Annotated in this window: 19 protein-coding genes; 3 read left to right on the forward strand and 16 right to left on the reverse strand. The window is 55.1% G+C overall.

The window, feature by feature from the left end; translation table 11 throughout:
* Window positions 1–43: 43 nt before the first annotated feature.
* Window positions 44–1,594, forward strand: coding sequence for a membrane-bound lytic murein transglycosylase MltF (gene mltF / locus ACMWKA_RS04970; RefSeq protein WP_013098308.1), 1,551 nt, complete (start codon window positions 44–46; stop codon window positions 1,592–1,594).
* Here mltF and tadA read toward each other — a convergent pair.
* The 4 genes from tadA to murQ are packed head-to-tail and all read right to left on the reverse strand — an operon-like array spanning window position 1,482 to window position 4,953.
* Window positions 1,482–2,021: a tRNA adenosine(34) deaminase TadA gene (tadA, locus tag ACMWKA_RS04975; protein ID WP_038420406.1), complete on the reverse strand. Its 540-nt coding sequence runs from the start codon at window positions 2,019–2,021 to the stop codon at window positions 1,482–1,484. The two genes, mltF and tadA, sit on opposite strands and share 113 nt — an antisense overlap.
* A 24-nt stretch (window positions 2,022–2,045) precedes the next feature.
* Window positions 2,046–2,681, reverse strand: coding sequence for a phosphatidylglycerophosphatase C (gene yfhb, locus ACMWKA_RS04980; RefSeq protein WP_013098310.1), 636 nt, complete (start codon window positions 2,679–2,681; stop codon window positions 2,046–2,048).
* 3 nt (window positions 2,682–2,684) lie between these two features.
* A complete protein-coding gene (locus tag ACMWKA_RS04985; protein ID WP_020690049.1) occupies window positions 2,685–4,046 on the reverse strand; it encodes a PTS transporter subunit EIIC in 1,362 nt (453 codons plus the stop codon).
* A gap of 13 nt (window positions 4,047–4,059) precedes the next feature.
* Window positions 4,060–4,953: an N-acetylmuramic acid 6-phosphate etherase gene (gene murQ / locus ACMWKA_RS04990; protein WP_045293507.1), complete on the reverse strand. Its 894-nt coding sequence runs from the start codon at window positions 4,951–4,953 to the stop codon at window positions 4,060–4,062.
* Window positions 4,954–5,071: 118 nt separating this feature from the next.
* Here murQ and ACMWKA_RS04995 point away from each other — a divergent pair, with 118 nt between their 5' ends.
* Together ACMWKA_RS04995 and ACMWKA_RS05000 are read left to right on the forward strand one after the other, a co-directional pair.
* The gene (locus ACMWKA_RS04995) at window positions 5,072–5,920 is read left to right on the forward strand and encodes a MurR/RpiR family transcriptional regulator (protein WP_013098313.1); all 849 of its coding nucleotides are present in this window, start codon (window positions 5,072–5,074) and stop codon (window positions 5,918–5,920) included.
* Between the two features lie 56 nt (window positions 5,921–5,976).
* Window positions 5,977–6,237 (forward strand): YfhL family 4Fe-4S dicluster ferredoxin, encoded by a 261-nt coding sequence (locus tag ACMWKA_RS05000; RefSeq protein WP_008502177.1) that lies wholly within the window; start codon window positions 5,977–5,979, stop codon window positions 6,235–6,237.
* On the opposite strand, the gene acpS is transcribed toward ACMWKA_RS05000, so the two are convergent.
* The 12 genes from acpS to rseD form a co-directional block, all read right to left on the reverse strand.
* Window positions 6,234–6,614, reverse strand: coding sequence for a holo-ACP synthase (gene acpS / locus ACMWKA_RS05005; RefSeq protein ID WP_013098314.1), 381 nt, complete (start codon window positions 6,612–6,614; stop codon window positions 6,234–6,236). The genes ACMWKA_RS05000 and acpS overlap by 4 nt on opposite strands.
* Window positions 6,614–7,345 carry a pyridoxine 5'-phosphate synthase gene (gene pdxJ / locus ACMWKA_RS05010; protein ID WP_013098315.1) on the reverse strand — a complete coding sequence of 244 codons (732 nt, stop codon included), beginning with the start codon at window positions 7,343–7,345 and terminating at the stop codon, window positions 6,614–6,616. Before pdxJ ends, acpS begins: the two co-directional genes overlap by 1 nt.
* Window positions 7,346–7,420: 75 nt before the next feature.
* Window positions 7,421–8,128, reverse strand: coding sequence for a DNA repair protein RecO (gene recO / locus ACMWKA_RS05015; RefSeq protein ID WP_013098316.1), 708 nt, complete (start codon window positions 8,126–8,128; stop codon window positions 7,421–7,423).
* 17 nt (window positions 8,129–8,145) lie between these two features.
* On the reverse strand, window positions 8,146–9,051 hold the full coding sequence (gene era / locus ACMWKA_RS05020) for a GTPase Era (RefSeq protein WP_013098317.1): 906 nt from the start codon (window positions 9,049–9,051) through the stop codon (window positions 8,146–8,148).
* A complete protein-coding gene (gene rnc, locus ACMWKA_RS05025; protein ID WP_003860711.1) occupies window positions 9,048–9,728 on the reverse strand; it encodes a ribonuclease III in 681 nt (226 codons plus the stop codon). The genes era and rnc overlap by 4 nt, the downstream gene beginning before the upstream one ends.
* Window positions 9,729–9,950: 222 nt before the next feature.
* Window positions 9,951–10,925 carry a signal peptidase I gene (lepB, locus tag ACMWKA_RS05030; RefSeq protein ID WP_013098319.1) on the reverse strand — a complete coding sequence of 325 codons (975 nt, stop codon included), beginning with the start codon at window positions 10,923–10,925 and terminating at the stop codon, window positions 9,951–9,953.
* Window positions 10,926–10,940: 15 nt separating this feature from the next.
* Window positions 10,941–12,740, reverse strand: coding sequence for a translation elongation factor 4 (lepA, locus tag ACMWKA_RS05035; RefSeq protein WP_013098320.1), 1,800 nt, complete (start codon window positions 12,738–12,740; stop codon window positions 10,941–10,943).
* A gap of 185 nt (window positions 12,741–12,925) precedes the next feature.
* A complete protein-coding gene (gene rseC / locus ACMWKA_RS05040) occupies window positions 12,926–13,402 on the reverse strand; it encodes a SoxR-reducing system protein RseC (RefSeq protein ID WP_040023394.1) in 477 nt (158 codons plus the stop codon).
* Window positions 13,399–14,352 carry a sigma-E factor regulatory protein RseB gene (rseB, locus tag ACMWKA_RS05045; RefSeq protein ID WP_194500603.1) on the reverse strand — a complete coding sequence of 318 codons (954 nt, stop codon included), beginning with the start codon at window positions 14,350–14,352 and terminating at the stop codon, window positions 13,399–13,401. Before rseB ends, rseC begins: the two co-directional genes overlap by 4 nt.
* A complete protein-coding gene (gene rseA / locus ACMWKA_RS05050; protein ID WP_023620106.1) occupies window positions 14,352–15,002 on the reverse strand; it encodes an anti-sigma-E factor RseA in 651 nt (216 codons plus the stop codon). Before rseA ends, rseB begins: the two co-directional genes overlap by 1 nt.
* Window positions 15,003–15,033: 31 nt before the next feature.
* On the reverse strand, window positions 15,034–15,609 hold the full coding sequence (rpoE, locus tag ACMWKA_RS05055; protein WP_006176728.1) for an RNA polymerase sigma factor RpoE: 576 nt from the start codon (window positions 15,607–15,609) through the stop codon (window positions 15,034–15,036).
* Complete coding sequence (gene rseD, locus ACMWKA_RS05060; RefSeq protein WP_225368419.1) at window positions 15,606–15,686, reverse strand: rpoE leader peptide RseD; 81 nt, start codon at window positions 15,684–15,686, stop codon at window positions 15,606–15,608. Before rseD ends, rpoE begins: the two co-directional genes overlap by 4 nt.
* Window positions 15,687–15,764 lie beyond the last annotated feature (78 nt).

The following is a 15,764-nucleotide window of genomic DNA, read 5'->3' on the forward strand; positions in this document are numbered from 1 at the left end:
CTACAGCATACTAAGGCAACCGGCGTCGCAGAGAATTAACTAATTGAAAAAATTAAAGATTAATTATCTGCTCATCGGCATTGTAACGTTGCTGTTGGCAGTGGCCCTCTGGCCTTCCATCCCCTGGTTCGGCAAAGCCGAAAACCGTATCGCCGCCATTCAGGAGCGGGGGGAGTTGCGTGTCAGCACGCTTAACTCTCCGCTGATTTACAGCGACATCAACGGCAAAACCATCGGTCTGGACTATGAGCTGGCTCAGCAGTTTGCCGATTACCTCGGCGTGAAGCTCAAAATCACCGTGCGCCAGAACATCAGCCAGTTGTTTGATGACCTGGATAACAACGATGCCGATATCCTCGCCGCCGGGCTGGTGTACAACAGCGAGCGCAGCAAGAATTACCAGCCGGGCCCGACCTATTACTCCGTTTCACAGCAGCTGGTCTATCGCGTCGGTAGCCTGCGCCCGCGTACGCTGGCCTCGATCAACGCTCAACAACTGACGATTGCCCCTGGCCATGTGGTGATTGACGATCTGCGTGAGCTGAAGGAGAAGAAATACCCTGACCTGAGCTGGACCGTTGACCCTAAACTCGGCACGACCGAGCTGCTGGACCAGGTCAAAGATCAGAAACTGCCTTACACCATCGCCGACTCCGTGGCGATCAGCCTGTTCCAGCGCGTGCATCCTGAAATCGCCGTGGCGCTGGACGTGACGGACGAACAGCCCGTGACCTGGTTTACTCATCTTGATGACGATCAGACCCTCTCTGCGGCCATGCTCGATTTTTATAACACCATTAATGAAGACGGCACCCTGGCACGCCTGGAAGAGAAGTACCTCGGCCATGGTGATGACTTTGACTACGTTGACACCCGCAGCTTCCTGCGCGCGGTAGACAGCGTCCTGCCTGACCTGCAGCCTCTGTTCGAAAAATATGCGCAGGAGATTGACTGGAAACTGCTGGCGGCTATCTCGTATCAGGAGTCCCACTGGGACACCCAGGCCACCTCCCCCACCGGCGTGCGCGGCCTGATGATGCTGACTAAAAATACCGCGCAGAGCCTCGGGCTAACCGACCGTACCGATGCGGAACAGAGCATCAGCGGCGGCGCGCGCTACCTGCAGGATATGATGGCCAAAGTGCCCGAGACAGTGCCAGAAGAGGAGCGTATCTGGTTCGCGCTGGCCGCCTACAACATGGGCTATGCCCACATGCTCGACGCCCGGGCCCTGACGGCAAAAACAAAAGGCAACCCCGACAGCTGGTCTGACGTAAAACAGCGTCTGCCGCTCCTGAGCCAGAAGCCGTGGTACAACAAGCTCACCTACGGCTATGCGCGCGGGCATGAGGCTTATGCCTACGTGGAAAATATTCGTAAATATCAGATTAGCCTGGTGGGGTATCTGCTGGAGAAGGAAAAAGAGGCGACAGAGGCGAAACAGCTGGCGCAAAGCTATCCGGTTGTGGCACCGGACGAAATTAATCGCCCGACGACTTCAATTCTGCCTTTTGTTGCTTTTTCTGCTGACGGCGCATTCGAAAGAAATCACTTAATAGCCCCGAACACTCTGGTGCAAGCACCCCACCGATAGTCTTCACCTGATGGTTCATTCCCGGGTGTCCAAGCACGTCCATCAGCGAGCCCGCAGCACCGGTTTTTTCATCCCGCGCGCCAAAGACCAGCGTACCGATACGGCTGTGCACCATCGCGCCGGAACACATGACGCATGGCTCAAGCGTGACATACAGCGTGGTGTCGAGCAGACGGTAGTTTTGCAGTACCAGCCCACCCTGACGAAGCGCCATGATTTCTGCGTGAGCGGTAGGATCGTGGCGACCAATCGGGCGGTTCCACCCTTCTCCAATCACCTGGTTGTTATGGACAAGCACCGCACCCACGGGCACTTCTCCCTCGTCCCAGGCGCGCCGGGCAAGGGTGAGCGCATGGCGCATCCAGTATTCGTGTGAGAATTCAGGGTTGGACAACGGTTGATACTCCAGTCGAAAAGCGGGCGGCATTATACACACCCGCTATGGATAAAACTATTCGAGTTGCTGAAGTTCACCCGCAGGGGTGACGCGCCAGCGGTGCTGGCAAAAATAGAGCAGCGGATTGTCCTGCTTACTGTCACTGTAACCGCTGTACAGGCGCAGCGGCGTGCCAATGCGCATCTCCAGCTGGGCCACCTTTTCATGCCCCAGACAGCGCATGCTCAACACCCACCCGCCGTAACCACGAGAGATCTGCGTGGCGATCAGATTCACTCTCGGCAACCACGGCGTATCAAAATAGACCTGCTCTACCAGCGACTGCGGCGAGCCGGTAATCAACCAGATATCGGCGTCGTTCGCATCGAGGTAGCTGGTCAGCCGCGCCTGCACAACCGGAAACGCCGTCACATGATCGCGAAACCAGTGTGCAAAGTCTTGCTCAAGCTGTTTGAGCCGGGCTTCACTGTGGCCAAAGGTACAGCCCCAGAGCAGCAGGCTCATTGGCCAGCGCGCTGCCCGGCCTTTCACCAGCAGCGCAAGGCCAATCACGGGTAACAAAGGTAAGACGAGCAGTGCGTTCAGGGGCTGTCGCCGCAGCAGGTATCGCATAAACGTACCGAACATATCCTGCTGATGCAGCGTTCCATCCAGGTCGAAAAAGACAACACGACGCTCGTGATTAGCCAAACCTTACTCCTCTGGGTCGTTGAATCCCGCCAGCCAGGTAAACAGGAACCCGGCGATCACCGCTACCAGATAGCCTAACAGATAGAGCATGACTTTTCCGGTCACGATGGTGAGCGCCAGCGGTAAACCGGAGAGTCCAAAGGTGATAACAGTGGCAACTTTCCAGTAGCTGATAAGCGCCCCGCCCACCGCCCCGCCCAGACAGGCCGCGAGGAAAGGCTTACCGAGCGGCAGCGTGACACCGAAAATCAGCGGCTCGCCAATGCCCAGCAATCCGACCGGTAGCGCCCCTTTAATCACTTTTTTCAGGCGCGCGTTACGGGTTTTCATCAGCACGGCAATCGCCGCACCAACCTGACCTACCCCCGCCATCGACAGAATGGGCAGCAGCGCGTTATAACCATGAGCCTGCACCAGCTCCACGTGGATCGGCACCAGCCCCTGATGCAGCCCGGTGAGCACCAGCGGCAGGAAGGTCCCTGACAGCACAGCGCCCACTAATAACCCGCCGCGATCGATAGCCAGAGAAGCGCCGTGGGCAATCACCTCAGAGATCCAGCCGCCCAGCGGCTGCAGGGCCACAATCGCCACACAGCCGGTGATAAGCGTGGTCAGCAGCGGATTGAGGATCAGCTCAATGGAACCGGGCAGAGCGGCGCGCAGCTTTTTCTCAATCCAGCACATCAGGATGACCACCAGCAGCACCGCAATCACCCCGCCGCGCCCGGGCTGGAGAGCCTCGCCAAACAGGGTTATCTGCGCAAGCTGCGGGCTGGAGAGAATACCGGCCATCACCCCGCCCATCGCCATTGAGCCGCCAAACACTTTGGCGGTGTTAACCCCAACCAGAATGTTCATGATGGCGAAGACAGCGCTACCAAAGATCCCCAGAATGCCGAGCAGGTTCGGATAGTGCGTGGCAAAATCGCCGACAATATCCGGCCGCTTGAGGATATTGATGATCCCGGTGATCAACCCGGAGGCAATAAACGCCGGAATAAGTGGAATAAAGACGTTTGCCAGCTGTCGCAGCGCATCGCTCATGGGGGCTTTGTATTTGGCCTTTGCCTGCGCTTTGGTGCGCTCGGCATCGTCAACCGGCACGGCCGCCCCTCCGCCCATCAATGCGCGCATGGCATCAACGACCTGCGCCGCTTTTCCCGGCCCGACGATCAGCTGATGCTGCTGCCCCTGCTTTACGTATCCGCTGACGCCAGGAAGCTGCTTAAGGTGCGCGATATCAAGCTGGTCGTCGTCATGCACCTCGACACGCACACGCGTCATGCAGTTTTCCAGACGCTGAATGTTCTTCTCTCCGCCGATCCCCTGCAAAATATGGCTGGCGAGCGCTGCTGTTTTTTCCATACACGCCTCTGTGTTAGTTTTCTAATGCCGCCCGTAAGAATCCATTATGCTCGGCAAGCCTGGCTCGCGCGGCGGCGGCATCCAGCCCGCTCAGGATCATCAGAATGGCCGGTTTCACATCGTGATCGGTTTGTTTGAGTACGGCTTCCGCCTCTTCGCGGCTCGCACCGGTCGCTTCCATTACCATGCGACAGGCCCGGTCCACCAGCTTGACGTTGGTGGCCTGCATATCCACCATCAGGTTCTGATACACCTTACCGAACTTCACCATCGCGCCGGTGGAGATCATATTGAGCACCAGTTTTTGCGCGGTCCCGGATTTAAGGCGCGTGGAGCCGGTGAGCGCTTCGGGCCCGACAACCGGCGAAATAGCGATGTGGGCCACCTGCGCAATGGGCGAGCCTGGATTACAGGAGATAGCCACGGTAGTGCAGCCCGTCTGATTGGCATATTCCAGGCCACCAATGACGTAAGGTGTGCGCCCGGAAGCGGCCACTCCGACCACCAGGTCGTTTGCGTTGAGGTTAAGCCCTTTCAGGTCATCTTCACCGAGCTGTTTGTTGTCTTCCGCCCCTTCTACCGCCTTCAGCAGTGCGCCAGGCCCACCGGCAATGAGACCGACCACTAGCCCGTGCGGAACGCCGAACGTTGGCGGACATTCAGAGGCATCCAGCACGCCGAGTCGTCCGCTGGTTCCGGCACCCATATAAATAATGCGGCCCCCCGCCTTGAGCGCCTGTGCCGCAGCATCGACGGCCTTTGCCACCTCTGGTAATGTCTCTTTCACTGCCAGTGCGACCAGCGTATCCTGTTGATTAAAACGGTTAACCAGCTCAAGGGTGGAGAGAGCATCCAGATCCATGGTTTGCGGGTTACGCGTTTCTGATACAAGTGAGCCAAGATTCATCTTTTTTACCTCTGGAATTTTTAATTCATAATAATCGCACTATAATGGAATATAAAATTCATTCAGGCGAGCAAAATTCGTATTTGCGCAGACAATCACATTTTCGCCAGGAGAACGTATGAACTGTTTAATTCGCATTCGCCAGCGTTATGCAGGCTTTGCTCAAAGCGACAAAAAGCTGGCGGATTTTTTGCTTTCTCAGCCCGACCATGCCCGCCATCTCAGCTCTCAGCAGCTGGCAAGTGAAGCGGGTGTGAGCCAGTCCAGCGTGGTGAAGTTTGCCCAGAAGATTGGCTTTAAGGGCTTCCCGGCACTGAAACTGGCAATCAGCGAAGCCCTGGTGAGTAACCCCAATCCGCAATCCATGCCAGTGCATAATCAGATCCGTGGCGATGATCCCATGCGTCTGGTGGGCGAGAAGTTGATCAAAGAGAACGTCGCGGCCATGCACGCCACTCTCGATGTCAACACTGAAGAAAAATTACTGGAAAGCGTGGCAATGCTGCGTGCGGCACGACGGATCATTTTGACCGGCATCGGCGCGTCCGGGCTGGTGGCGCGTAATTTTGGCTGGAAGCTGACGAAAATCGGGTATAACGCCATCGTCGAACAGGATATGCATGCCCTGCTGGCGACAGTGCAGGCCATGGATCCGGACGATCTGCTGCTGGCGATCTCCTATACCGGGGAACGCCGTGAAATCAACATGGCCACCGACGAGGCCCTGCGTGTGGGTGGTAAAATTCTGGCTATTACCGGTTTTACGCCCAATGCACTGCAACAGCGGGCAACGCGCTGTTTGTATACAATTGCCGAGGAGCAGGCCACGCGCAGCGCGGCTATTTCGTCCACCAGCGCGCAAATGATGCTGACGGATCTGCTGTTTATGGCGCTGGTGCAGCAGGATCTGGAGCATGCGCCTGAGCGGATTCGTCACAGCGAAGAGCTGGTAAAAAAACTGGTTTGAACAACGAATGAGCGTATAATGCCCGCCCTGTTTGTGTTGTTTCTGAGAATTTCCTGATGGCGCTGTTAATCACCAAAAAATGCATCAACTGCGATATGTGCGAACCGGAATGCCCTAACCAGGCCATTTCGATGGGCGACAGCATTTATGAGATTAACAGCGACCGTTGCACCGAGTGCATTGGCCACTATGAAACGCCGACCTGCCAGAAGGTGTGCCCGATCCCCAATACCATCCTGAAGGATCCGGCACACGTCGAAAGCGAAGAGCAGCTGTGGGATAAGTTTGTCCTGATGCATCACGCGGACAAACTTTAACTCTCGATAATCACCGTTGCGCTGGCATAGTGCCGTTCATCCGCGATTGTCACATGCATGTGCGCCACGCCGAGTTTCTCTGCCAGCTTCAAGGCCTCGCCCCATAAACGCAGGCGCGGCTTACCCAGCTCATCGTTAAACACTTCAAACTGGTTAAACGCCAGACCGTTACGAATACCGGTGCCAAAGGCTTTGGCCGCTGCCTCTTTAACGGCAAAGCGCTTGGCCAGGAAACGTACCGGCTGCTGATGCGCTTCCCAGATGGCCCATTCGTTATCGCTCAGCACGCGCCTTGCCAGGCGATCGCCACTACGGGCGATCACCGCTTCAATGCGGGCTATCTCGACGATGTCGGTACCTAAGCCCAGAATAGCCATTACTGACGCGCTTCCAGCATCAGGCGTTTCATTTCTGAAACCGCCTCTTTCAGGCCACTCATCACCGCACGGCCAATAATGGCGTGGCCGATGTTCAGCTCATGCATTTCCGGCAGGGCGGCGATGGCTTTAACGTTGTGGTAGGTCAGCCCATGCCCTGCGTTAACCTTCAGACCCAGGCTCGCGGCGTAAGTAGCCGCTTTCGCGATACGCTCCAGCTCTTTAGCCTGCTCGGCATCGTTTTTGGCATCGGCGTAGCAGCCGGTGTGAATTTCAATATACGGCGCGCCCACGTCAGCCGCCGCTTTGATCTGCTCCGCATCAGCGTCAATGAACAGAGAAACCAGGATACCCGCGTCCGCCAGACGTTTGCAGGCATCGCGCATTTTGTCACGCTGCCCCGCCACGTCCAGACCGCCTTCGGTGGTCACTTCCTGACGCTTCTCCGGTACCAGGCAGCAGAAATGCGGTTTGGTGTCACAGGCAATCGTCAGCATCTCTTCCGTGACCGCCATCTCCAGATTCATCCGGGTATCCAGCGTCTGACGCAGAATACGCACGTCACGGTCAGTGATGTGGCGGCGGTCTTCGCGCAGATGAACGGTAATGCCATCGGCGCCAGCCTGCTCAGCAATAAACGCCGCCTGAACCGGATCGGGATAAGCCGTGCCGCGAGCATTACGCAGCGTGGCGATGTGATCGATGTTGACGCCTAACAGTAATTCAGCCATGACAATCCTCGGTATTTTGATTCATTTTCCTTCCCTCTCTCCCTCCGGAAGAGGGCTGGGGTGAGGGATAAAACGTTAACGTTTCGGCATAAACTGCCTGAACAATTCGCGGCTCTTCAGGGGTTTGCCCCCAAGATACGGCTTGAGCGCAATCCGGGTAAAGCGTTTTGCTGCACGAAGGGTATCCTGGTCCGGAAATTCGCGCTCATACAGCGCCCGGAGCTGGCGTCCGGTAAAGGTGTTGTTATCAATCACGACGCTGGCGATAAACCCTTTTTCTTCCCGATACCGGTAGGTCATCCCGTCTTCGACCTCGTCTCCACTCCCCGCACAATGCAGAAAATCGACGCCATATCCCAGGTGACCCAGCAGCGCCAGCTCAAAACGGCGCAGGGCGGGTTCAGGCGAACCGGTTGCGCCAGCAAGGGCCTGGATACAGTGCAGATAATCGAAGAAAAGTTCAGAGAAGCGAGTCTCATGTTCAAGAACGCGTGAAATGAGTTCATTGACGTACAGACCGCTGTAAAGCGTGATGCCAGAAAGGGGAAGCGCCAGAGAGACGGCTTCAGCGCTGCGCAGGGTTTTGACTTCCCCTCGCCCGCCAAAGCGGACCAGCAGCGGCGTAAAGGGCTGTAAGGCGCCTTTGAGGTTGGAACGTTTAGATCGTGCGCCTTTTGCAACAAGGCGCACGCGACCCGACTCTTCCGTGAAGACGTCCAGCATCAGGCTGGTTTCGCTCCAGGGACGACTATGCAGAACAAAAGCGCGCTGCCAGCCTTCCATTCGTGCGTCGTCTTGGTTTACTGATCTTCGCCGTAACCGAGGCTGCGCAGAGCACGCTCATCATCGGCCCAGCCAGATTTCACTTTCACCCACAGCTCCAGGTGAACCGGTGCTTCAAACATCTCCTGCATGTCTTTACGGGCTTCGATACCGATGGTTTTGATCTTGGCGCCTTTGTTGCCAATGACCATCTTCTTCTGCCCTTCACGCTCAACGAGGATCAGACCATTGATATCGTAACCGCCACGCTCGTTGCTCTGGAAACGCTCGATCTCGACCGTCACGGAGTACGGCAGTTCTGCGCCAAGGAAACGCATCAGCTTTTCGCGGATGATTTCAGAAGCCATAAAGCGCTGAGAACGATCGGTGATGTAATCTTCCGGGAAGTGGTGAGTCGCTTCCGGCAGATGCTTACGCACGATACCGGCGATGGTATCCACGTTCAGACCGGTCTCTGCAGACAGCGGAACGATGTCGAGGAAGTTCATCTGGCTACCCAGCCACTGCAGGTGCGGCAGCAGATCGGCTTTTTCCTGTACGTTATCCACTTTGTTGACCGCGAGGATCACCGGCGTTTTACCGTCGCGCAGCTTGTTCAGGACCATTTCGTCGTCCGGCGTCCAGCGGGTGCCTTCCACAACGAAAATAACCAGCTCCACGTCACCAATCGAGCTGCTCGCCGCTTTGTTCATCAGGCGGTTAATGGCACGCTTCTCTTCCATGTGCAGGCCTGGGGTATCGACGTAGATCGCCTGATACGCGCCTTCAGTATGGATACCGACAATGCGGTGACGCGTGGTCTGTGCCTTACGCGAGGTGATCGAAATCTTCTGCCCAAGCAGATTATTCAGCAGGGTGGATTTACCCACGTTCGGACGTCCGACGATGGCAATAAATCCGCAATAGGTTTTTTCTTCGCTCATTCCAGCTCCAGCATTTTTAACGCCTGTTCGGCGGCAGCCTGTTCAGCCTTACGACGGCTTGAACCTGTGCCCACCACCGGTTCACTCAGGCCACTGACCTGGCAATGGATGGTAAATTCCTGATCGTGCGCTTCACCACGCACCTGCACCACCAGATAAGATGGCAGCGGAAGGTGACGACCCTGCAAATATTCCTGCAAACGCGTTTTCGGATCTTTTTGTTTATCGCCCGGACTGATTTCATCCAGACGGGTCTGATACCAGTTCAGGATCAGTTTTTCTACGGTCTGGATATCGCTGTCCAGGAACACGCCACCGATTAATGCTTCAACCGTATCGGCAAGAATAGATTCACGACGGAAGCCGCCGCTTTTCAGTTCACCCGGCCCAAGACGCAGACATTCGCCCAGTTCAAATTCGCGTGCGATTTCCGCAAGGGTGTTACCCCTTACCAGCGTGGCGCGCATGCGGCTCATATCACCTTCATCCACACGCGGGAAACGATGATAAAGCGCATTAGCAATCACGAAACTCAAAATTGAGTCACCTAAAAATTCGAGGCGCTCATTGTGTTTGCTGCTGGCACTGCGATGGGTTAATGCCTGTTGCAACAGCTCCTGATGATGAAAAGTGTAGCCCAGCTTCCGTTGAAGCCGATTAATTACGATGGGGTTCATGCGATACCAATAAATGAATGCGTCAAAAATGCAGCACACGAAACCGACCTGAGAAAACCAACGCGGTTTCGTGTGCCGTGGCACCCTTGCAGGGCCAACCTTAAACTTCGGGGGAATATTCTATACACAACGACAGGGGATGTCGTTAGTTCGAAGAGATTTATCGCTGAAATAATTCACGTAGCCGCTAATTAAAGCGACTACGTGTTCAATTATTGAGAATTAATGGATCCCGCCAATACGATTCAGGCGTACCCCGGTCGGCCATTCGCCTTCCTGTTTCTCAAAACTCATCCAGATTGCGGTTGCTTTACCCACCAGATTCGCTTCCGGCACAAAGCCCCAGTAACGGCTGTCCGCGGAGTTATCGCGGTTATCGCCCATCATGAAGTACTGTCCCGGCGGTACGATCCAGGTGGCCAGCTGCTGACCTGGCTGTTTGTAATACATCCCGACCTGATCCTGCGCAATTGGCACGGTCAGGATCCGGTGCGTCACATCACCCAGCGTCTCTTTACGTTCGACCAGACGAATACCGTTCTCTTTGGTTTCATCCTTCGGCACCTGGAAGAAACCGTTGGTCGCTTCGCCGCCGTTACGACGGGCAAAGGTCTGCACAAAATCACTTGGCTCAACGTTTGAGTAGGTGATTGGCAGCGCGTTTTCACACGCGGTACCGGAGCTGCAGCCAGGCTGAACGGTCACTTCTTTGGCAACCGGATCGTAGGTGACTTTATCACCCGGCAAACCCACCGCGCGCTTGATGTAGTCAAGGCGTGGATCGTCCGGGTATTTAAACACCACAATGTCGCCACGTTTCGGATGGCCCGTTTCGATCAGCGTTTTCTGGTAGATCGGATCTTTAATGCCATAGGCAAACTTCTCGACCAGAATAAAATCACCAATCAGCAGCGTTGGCATCATGGAGCCTGACGGGATCTGGAAGGGCTCGTAAATAAACGAACGCACCACCAGCACAATCGCCAGCACCGGGAATACCGATGCCCCGGTCTCCAGCCAGCCCGGTTTCGGGCCAACTTTCTTCAGGGTTTTCGCATCAAGCCCATCACCTGTGGCTGCCTGCGCGGCAGCCTGACGTTCACGGCGTTTTGGGGCGAAAATAAACTTATCCAGACACCACAACAGACCTGTCACCAGGGTAGCGATGACCAGGATCAGGGCAAACATGTTCGCCATGCCAACTCCTTAGGGTTATTTGCCGTCTTTACCAACATGCAGAATGGCAAGGAATGCTTCCTGCGGCAGTTCGACGTTACCGACCTGCTTCATACGCTTCTTACCTTCTTTCTGCTTCTGGAGCAGCTTTTTCTTACGGCTGACGTCACCGCCATAGCATTTCGCCAGAACGTTTTTACGCAGCTGTTTCACGGTAGAGCGGGCGATAATGTGGTTGCCGATGGCCGCCTGAATCGCGATATCAAACTGCTGACGCGGGATCAGATCTTTCATCTTCTCAACCAGCTCACGGCCACGGTACGGTGCATTGTCGTTGTGGGTGATCAGGGCCAGCGCATCAACACGTTCGCCGTTGATCAGCACGTCCACACGTACCATGTTCGAAGCCTGGAAGCGTTTGAAGTTGTAATCCAGTGACGCATAGCCACGAGACGTAGACTTCAGACGGTCGAAGAAGTCGAGAACCACTTCCGCCATTGGGATTTCGTAGGTCAGCGCGACCTGGTTACCGTGGTAAACCATGTTGGTCTGAACGCCACGTTTCTCCACGCACAGCGTGATAACGTTACCCAGATATTCCTGCGGCAGCAGCATATGACACTCTGCGATTGGCTCACGCAACTCATCGATGTTGTTCAGCGGCGGCAGCTTGGACGGGCTGTCGACGTAGACAATCTCTTTGTTGGTGGTCTGCACTTCGTACACTACGGTCGGCGCGGTGGTGATCAGATCCAGATCGTATTCACGCTCCAGACGTTCCTGAATGATCTCCATGTGCAGCAGACCAAGGAAGCCGCAGCGGAAGCCGAAGCCGAGCGCCGTGGAGCTTTCTGGCTCGTAGAACAGCGAGGCATCGTTCAGGCTCAGCTTGCCGAGCGCATCACGGAAGTTCTCGTAGTCGTCAGAGCTGACCGGGAACAGGCCGGCATAAACCTGTGGTTTCACCTTTTTAAAGCCTGGCAGCGCTTTTTCTGCCGGGTTACGCGCGCCGGTCAGGGTATCGCCCACTGGCGCACCGAGAATGTCTTTAATGGCACAAACCAGCCAACCCACCTCGCCGCATTTCAGCTCGGTACGGTCAACCTGTTTTGGTGTGAAGATCCCGAGACGGTCTGCGTTATAGACCTGGCCGGTACTCATCACCTTAATTTTGTCGCCTTTACGCATGGTGCCGTTTTTAATACGCACCAGCGAGACAACGCCCAGATAGTTATCGAACCAGGAGTCGATAATCAGCGCCTGCAGTGGGGCATCCGGGTCACCTTCTGGTGGCGGAATATCACGCACCAGACGTTCCAGCACATCGGTAACGCCCACGCCGGTTTTGGCCGAGCAACGCACGGCATCGGTCGCGTCAATTCCGACGATATCTTCAATCTCTTCCGCCACGCGCTCAGGGTCAGCGGCTGGAAGGTCGATCTTGTTCAGAACCGGCACCACCTCGAGATCCATTTCCATCGCCGTGTAGCAGTTTGCCAGGGTCTGGGCTTCTACGCCCTGCCCCGCATCCACCACCAGCAGCGCGCCTTCACAGGCTGCCAGCGAGCGAGAAACTTCATAGGAGAAGTCAACGTGGCCTGGGGTGTCGATAAAGTTCAGTTGGTAGGTTTCACCATCAGCCGCCTTGTAATCGAGCGTGACGCTCTGCGCTTTAATGGTGATACCACGTTCGCGTTCCAGGTCCATGGAGTCCAGAACCTGGGCTTCCATTTCACGATCAGACAGGCCACCGCAAATCTGGATAATACGGTCAGACAGCGTCGACTTACCGTGGTCAATGTGAGCAATGATCGAAAAGTTACGTATGTTCTTCATATAGTTAAATAATTATGCCTTACGAATTCCTGGAGGCCGCTGTTCTTAGCCTGACGTTTTTCAGTGCGAAAACGCAGCATTCTACACTACATCTCCGTTACCTGGAAATGCACTTAGCGCCAGGTATAGCGTGAAGAAATGGCGTTTTCTTTTTTAAGATGTAAATGATGATAAAGCCCGATGGATCACCGGGCCTCAGAGGAGAGCGTCTCAACACGAAGTTGGTCTGGTGCCAGCCCTACGCTGAGAATAACAGGCTGCCACGCTTCGCGGGCTGCGAGCCTTGGGGAGAAACCTTTGGCAAGCCAGAAACCACCCATACCTCCCAATGCAGCGCCGCACATAGCCGCCGCATCGGTACCAAACAGCATCTGAAACACGCCGCCCATCACAAAGAGCCCCACCAGCGGGGAGAGATAAACCAGCATTGCGGAACCCAACAGGCTGCCTTCGGCAATACCCAGTTCCACCTTCTGTCCTGCCACCAGCGGTTGCTCACTTGGCACGGAAAGCGTGTGCGAGGTTTGCGGCCCGAGCTTATTTAGCACGCGGCTGCCGCAACCCGCCCGGGATGCACAACTGTTACAGGAGGCCTTTACATCACAGCTTACCAGCGCAACACCGTCCTGCCATGATACAACCGTAGCCCACTCTTTAATCATTGTGCAGCCCTGAATTTGATGCTGTCAGAAATACGCTTCGCCGTTTGCGGGGGTAATTCGCCGACGATGGTGATCTCCGCGTTGTCGCGTACCGTGGTACTGACTGTTCGACGTCCGGTACGCAGCATTTGTTCGGCACTGTTTGCCGTCGCGCGATTGATGTTCACCGAGAAGCTGAACAAGCCATCGGAGTAGAGGCGCGATTCAACCGGCGTTTCAATGGTAGGCAGTTGTCGGCGGCTGCTTGATACTTCCGTAAAGCCTTGCGGGATCCAGGAAGGAACCCAGTTGAAATTCACGGAATCTCCCACCGGAACGGAGAGCAGCGGCGGCAGGCTGGCTTTCGCCAGATTCTGCATGCTATTACCCACCTGATTATTGACGCTAAAGGAGATAACGCGGAACTGTTCCAGCGTTTCGCCATCGCGATCAAGCAGGTCTACACGCATTGGAAGCTTGGTTTCGGCATCAATCCAGACAATGTAGCTGTAACGCGTCCCGTCGCGGGCGACAACGCGGATCACTTCACACAATCTGTCAGCGATGCGCGTACGCCCTACCGAAATAAAATCGTAGTAAGGGGCAAGGCGCTTGAAGTCGGTGTAGATGAGCGATGGCAGAGAATCAACGATATAGTCGCCATTGAGGGTGAAAGGCTCCAGGCCTGGCTCGAAATAGCTGATTTCGTTACCACGCTGAACCACTTCCCGACGCGGGCCATCCATCTGTAAAAGTTGCGCGAGCGGCTGATTATCAAGACGGGCGTGGCGATAGCGTAACGACTCGACGCCCTGCTTATTGATGCTGATAAATGCCAACTCGTAATTGAGTGACTGGCTGGCCAGATTCATTTGCTGCAACAACGCCCCGGATGAAACATCAGCCGAGGCGTTGGCAGAGAAGAACAGGCTACCCGCCATCAGAGACATGGCGAACCAAAGTTGCTTCATTACTGCGATTGCGTTCCTAAAGTTTGGTTTCCTGGCACCTGCACAGCAGCCTGCTGGGTTTGTGCCTGCTCAAACTGAAGCTGTTCTGAGTGCAGACGACGCTGCAACTCATAATCCTGCAACATCGCATTAATGCGACGGCGCTGCTCCTGAACCTGCTGTTGCTGACCGCCACTGGCGGAGGCATCAGCCGGTACACCCAAACTTACCGGGCTGGCTTTGCCCATCATCGGCAGTGTATTGAACACTGGCGCTTCTGGCTGCTGATTAGTTTCAGACTGAGTATTATAGTGCTGGACGCCAACGATAACTGCAAGCGATACGCATGCCGCCACACCCATTTGGGTAAGTTGACTGGCCCACGGACGCACCTTCTGCCAGAACGGCATTTTCTGCCACTGGTGTGGTGCAGGTTGAGCTTCAGGAATCAGCGGAGTGGTCTGATGAACAGGCTCATTCTCAATAGCCGCCATCACGCGGGCTGAGATATCGAAATGGATAACCTCGCTGGTGTCACCACGAAGGGTGTCACGGATGAGATGGTAACTCTCCCAGGTCTCTTGCATTTCGGGAGAATGAGACAACTCGTTGAGCAGCTCGCTATCCAGCGTTTCACCATCCATTAAAGCGGAAAGTTTTTCTTTCTGCATGCCTAATACCTTTTCCAGTATCCCGCTATCGTCAACGCCTGATAAGCGGTTGAACTTTATTATCAATAGCTTCTCGCGCACGGAAAATTCGTGAACGTACCGTGCCGACCGGACAATCCATGATAGCGGCTATCTCTTCATAGCTCAGACCATCAAGCTCCCGTAACGTAATTGCCATGCGTAAATCTTCCGGGAGCGACTCGATCGTGCGAAAAACAATTTGTCTCAGTTCTTCTGACAACATTAAGTTCTCAGGGTTCGAAATTTCTTTCAGCGCACCGCCACTTTCGAAGTTTTCGGCGTCGATTGCGTCCACATCACTTGAAGGCGGACGACGGCCCTGAGCGACCAGATAATTCTTTGCCGTATTGACCGCAATACGGTACAGCCAGGTATAAAAAGCACTATCTCCCCGGAACGAGTCCAGCGCGCGATAGGCCTTAATAAAAGACTCTTGTACAACATCAGGCACATCACCTGACGGTACATAGCGGGAAACCAGACTCGCCACCTTATGCTGGTAGCGCACCACCAGTAGGTTAAAGGCTTTCTGATCTCCCTTCTGGACCCGTTCAACCAGGACCTGGTCCGTTAACTGCTCGCTCATCCGAGGTAATGTCTCCCCAAACCAAAATTCCACGCGTTATCGAAACGCCACTCTACAAATCCCGCACTTTTGAGCAAGCACCGAGTTGGAGTGTCTATTCTTCAATAAGTTCCGTAACGCCTTTGTTTTTGTTCATCGCGTCACAGACTGTTTAT

Origin of the sequence: Enterobacter sp. 03-F-07-AD-ECC (assembly GCF_047530935.1) — a bacterium.
Lineage (GTDB): Bacteria > Pseudomonadota > Gammaproteobacteria > Enterobacterales > Enterobacteriaceae > Enterobacter > Enterobacter cloacae.

What these genes read in the sequence shown, in the direction of transcription:
- tadA (WP_038420406.1), bottom strand. Translation starts at nt 2,021, where the DNA reads ATGCCGCCCGCTTTTCGACTGGAGTATCAACCGTTGTCCAACCCTGAA.
- ACMWKA_RS04985 (WP_020690049.1), bottom strand. Translation starts at nt 4,046, where the DNA reads ATGGAAAAAACAGCAGCGCTCGCCAGCCATATTTTGCAGGGGATCGGC.
- murQ (WP_045293507.1), bottom strand. Translation starts at nt 4,953, where the DNA reads ATGAATCTTGGCTCACTTGTATCAGAAACGCGTAACCCGCAAACCATG.
- ACMWKA_RS04995 (WP_013098313.1), top strand. Translation starts at nt 5,072, where the DNA reads ATGAACTGTTTAATTCGCATTCGCCAGCGTTATGCAGGCTTTGCTCAA.
- ACMWKA_RS05000 (WP_008502177.1), top strand. Translation starts at nt 5,977, where the DNA reads ATGGCGCTGTTAATCACCAAAAAATGCATCAACTGCGATATGTGCGAA.
- acpS (WP_013098314.1), bottom strand. Translation starts at nt 6,614, where the DNA reads ATGGCTATTCTGGGCTTAGGTACCGACATCGTCGAGATAGCCCGCATT.
- pdxJ (WP_013098315.1), bottom strand. Translation starts at nt 7,345, where the DNA reads ATGGCTGAATTACTGTTAGGCGTCAACATCGATCACATCGCCACGCTG.
- recO (WP_013098316.1), bottom strand. Translation starts at nt 8,128, where the DNA reads ATGGAAGGCTGGCAGCGCGCTTTTGTTCTGCATAGTCGTCCCTGGAGC.
- era (WP_013098317.1), bottom strand. Translation starts at nt 9,051, where the DNA reads ATGAGCGAAGAAAAAACCTATTGCGGATTTATTGCCATCGTCGGACGT.
- rnc (WP_003860711.1), bottom strand. Translation starts at nt 9,728, where the DNA reads ATGAACCCCATCGTAATTAATCGGCTTCAACGGAAGCTGGGCTACACT.
- lepB (WP_013098319.1), bottom strand. Translation starts at nt 10,925, where the DNA reads ATGGCGAACATGTTTGCCCTGATCCTGGTCATCGCTACCCTGGTGACA.
- lepA (WP_013098320.1), bottom strand. Translation starts at nt 12,740, where the DNA reads ATGAAGAACATACGTAACTTTTCGATCATTGCTCACATTGACCACGGT.
- rseC (WP_040023394.1), bottom strand. Translation starts at nt 13,402, where the DNA reads ATGATTAAAGAGTGGGCTACGGTTGTATCATGGCAGGACGGTGTTGCG.
- rseB (WP_194500603.1), bottom strand. Translation starts at nt 14,352, where the DNA reads ATGAAGCAACTTTGGTTCGCCATGTCTCTGATGGCGGGTAGCCTGTTC.
- rseA (WP_023620106.1), bottom strand. Translation starts at nt 15,002, where the DNA reads ATGCAGAAAGAAAAACTTTCCGCTTTAATGGATGGTGAAACGCTGGAT.
- rpoE (WP_006176728.1), bottom strand. Translation starts at nt 15,609, where the DNA reads ATGAGCGAGCAGTTAACGGACCAGGTCCTGGTTGAACGGGTCCAGAAG.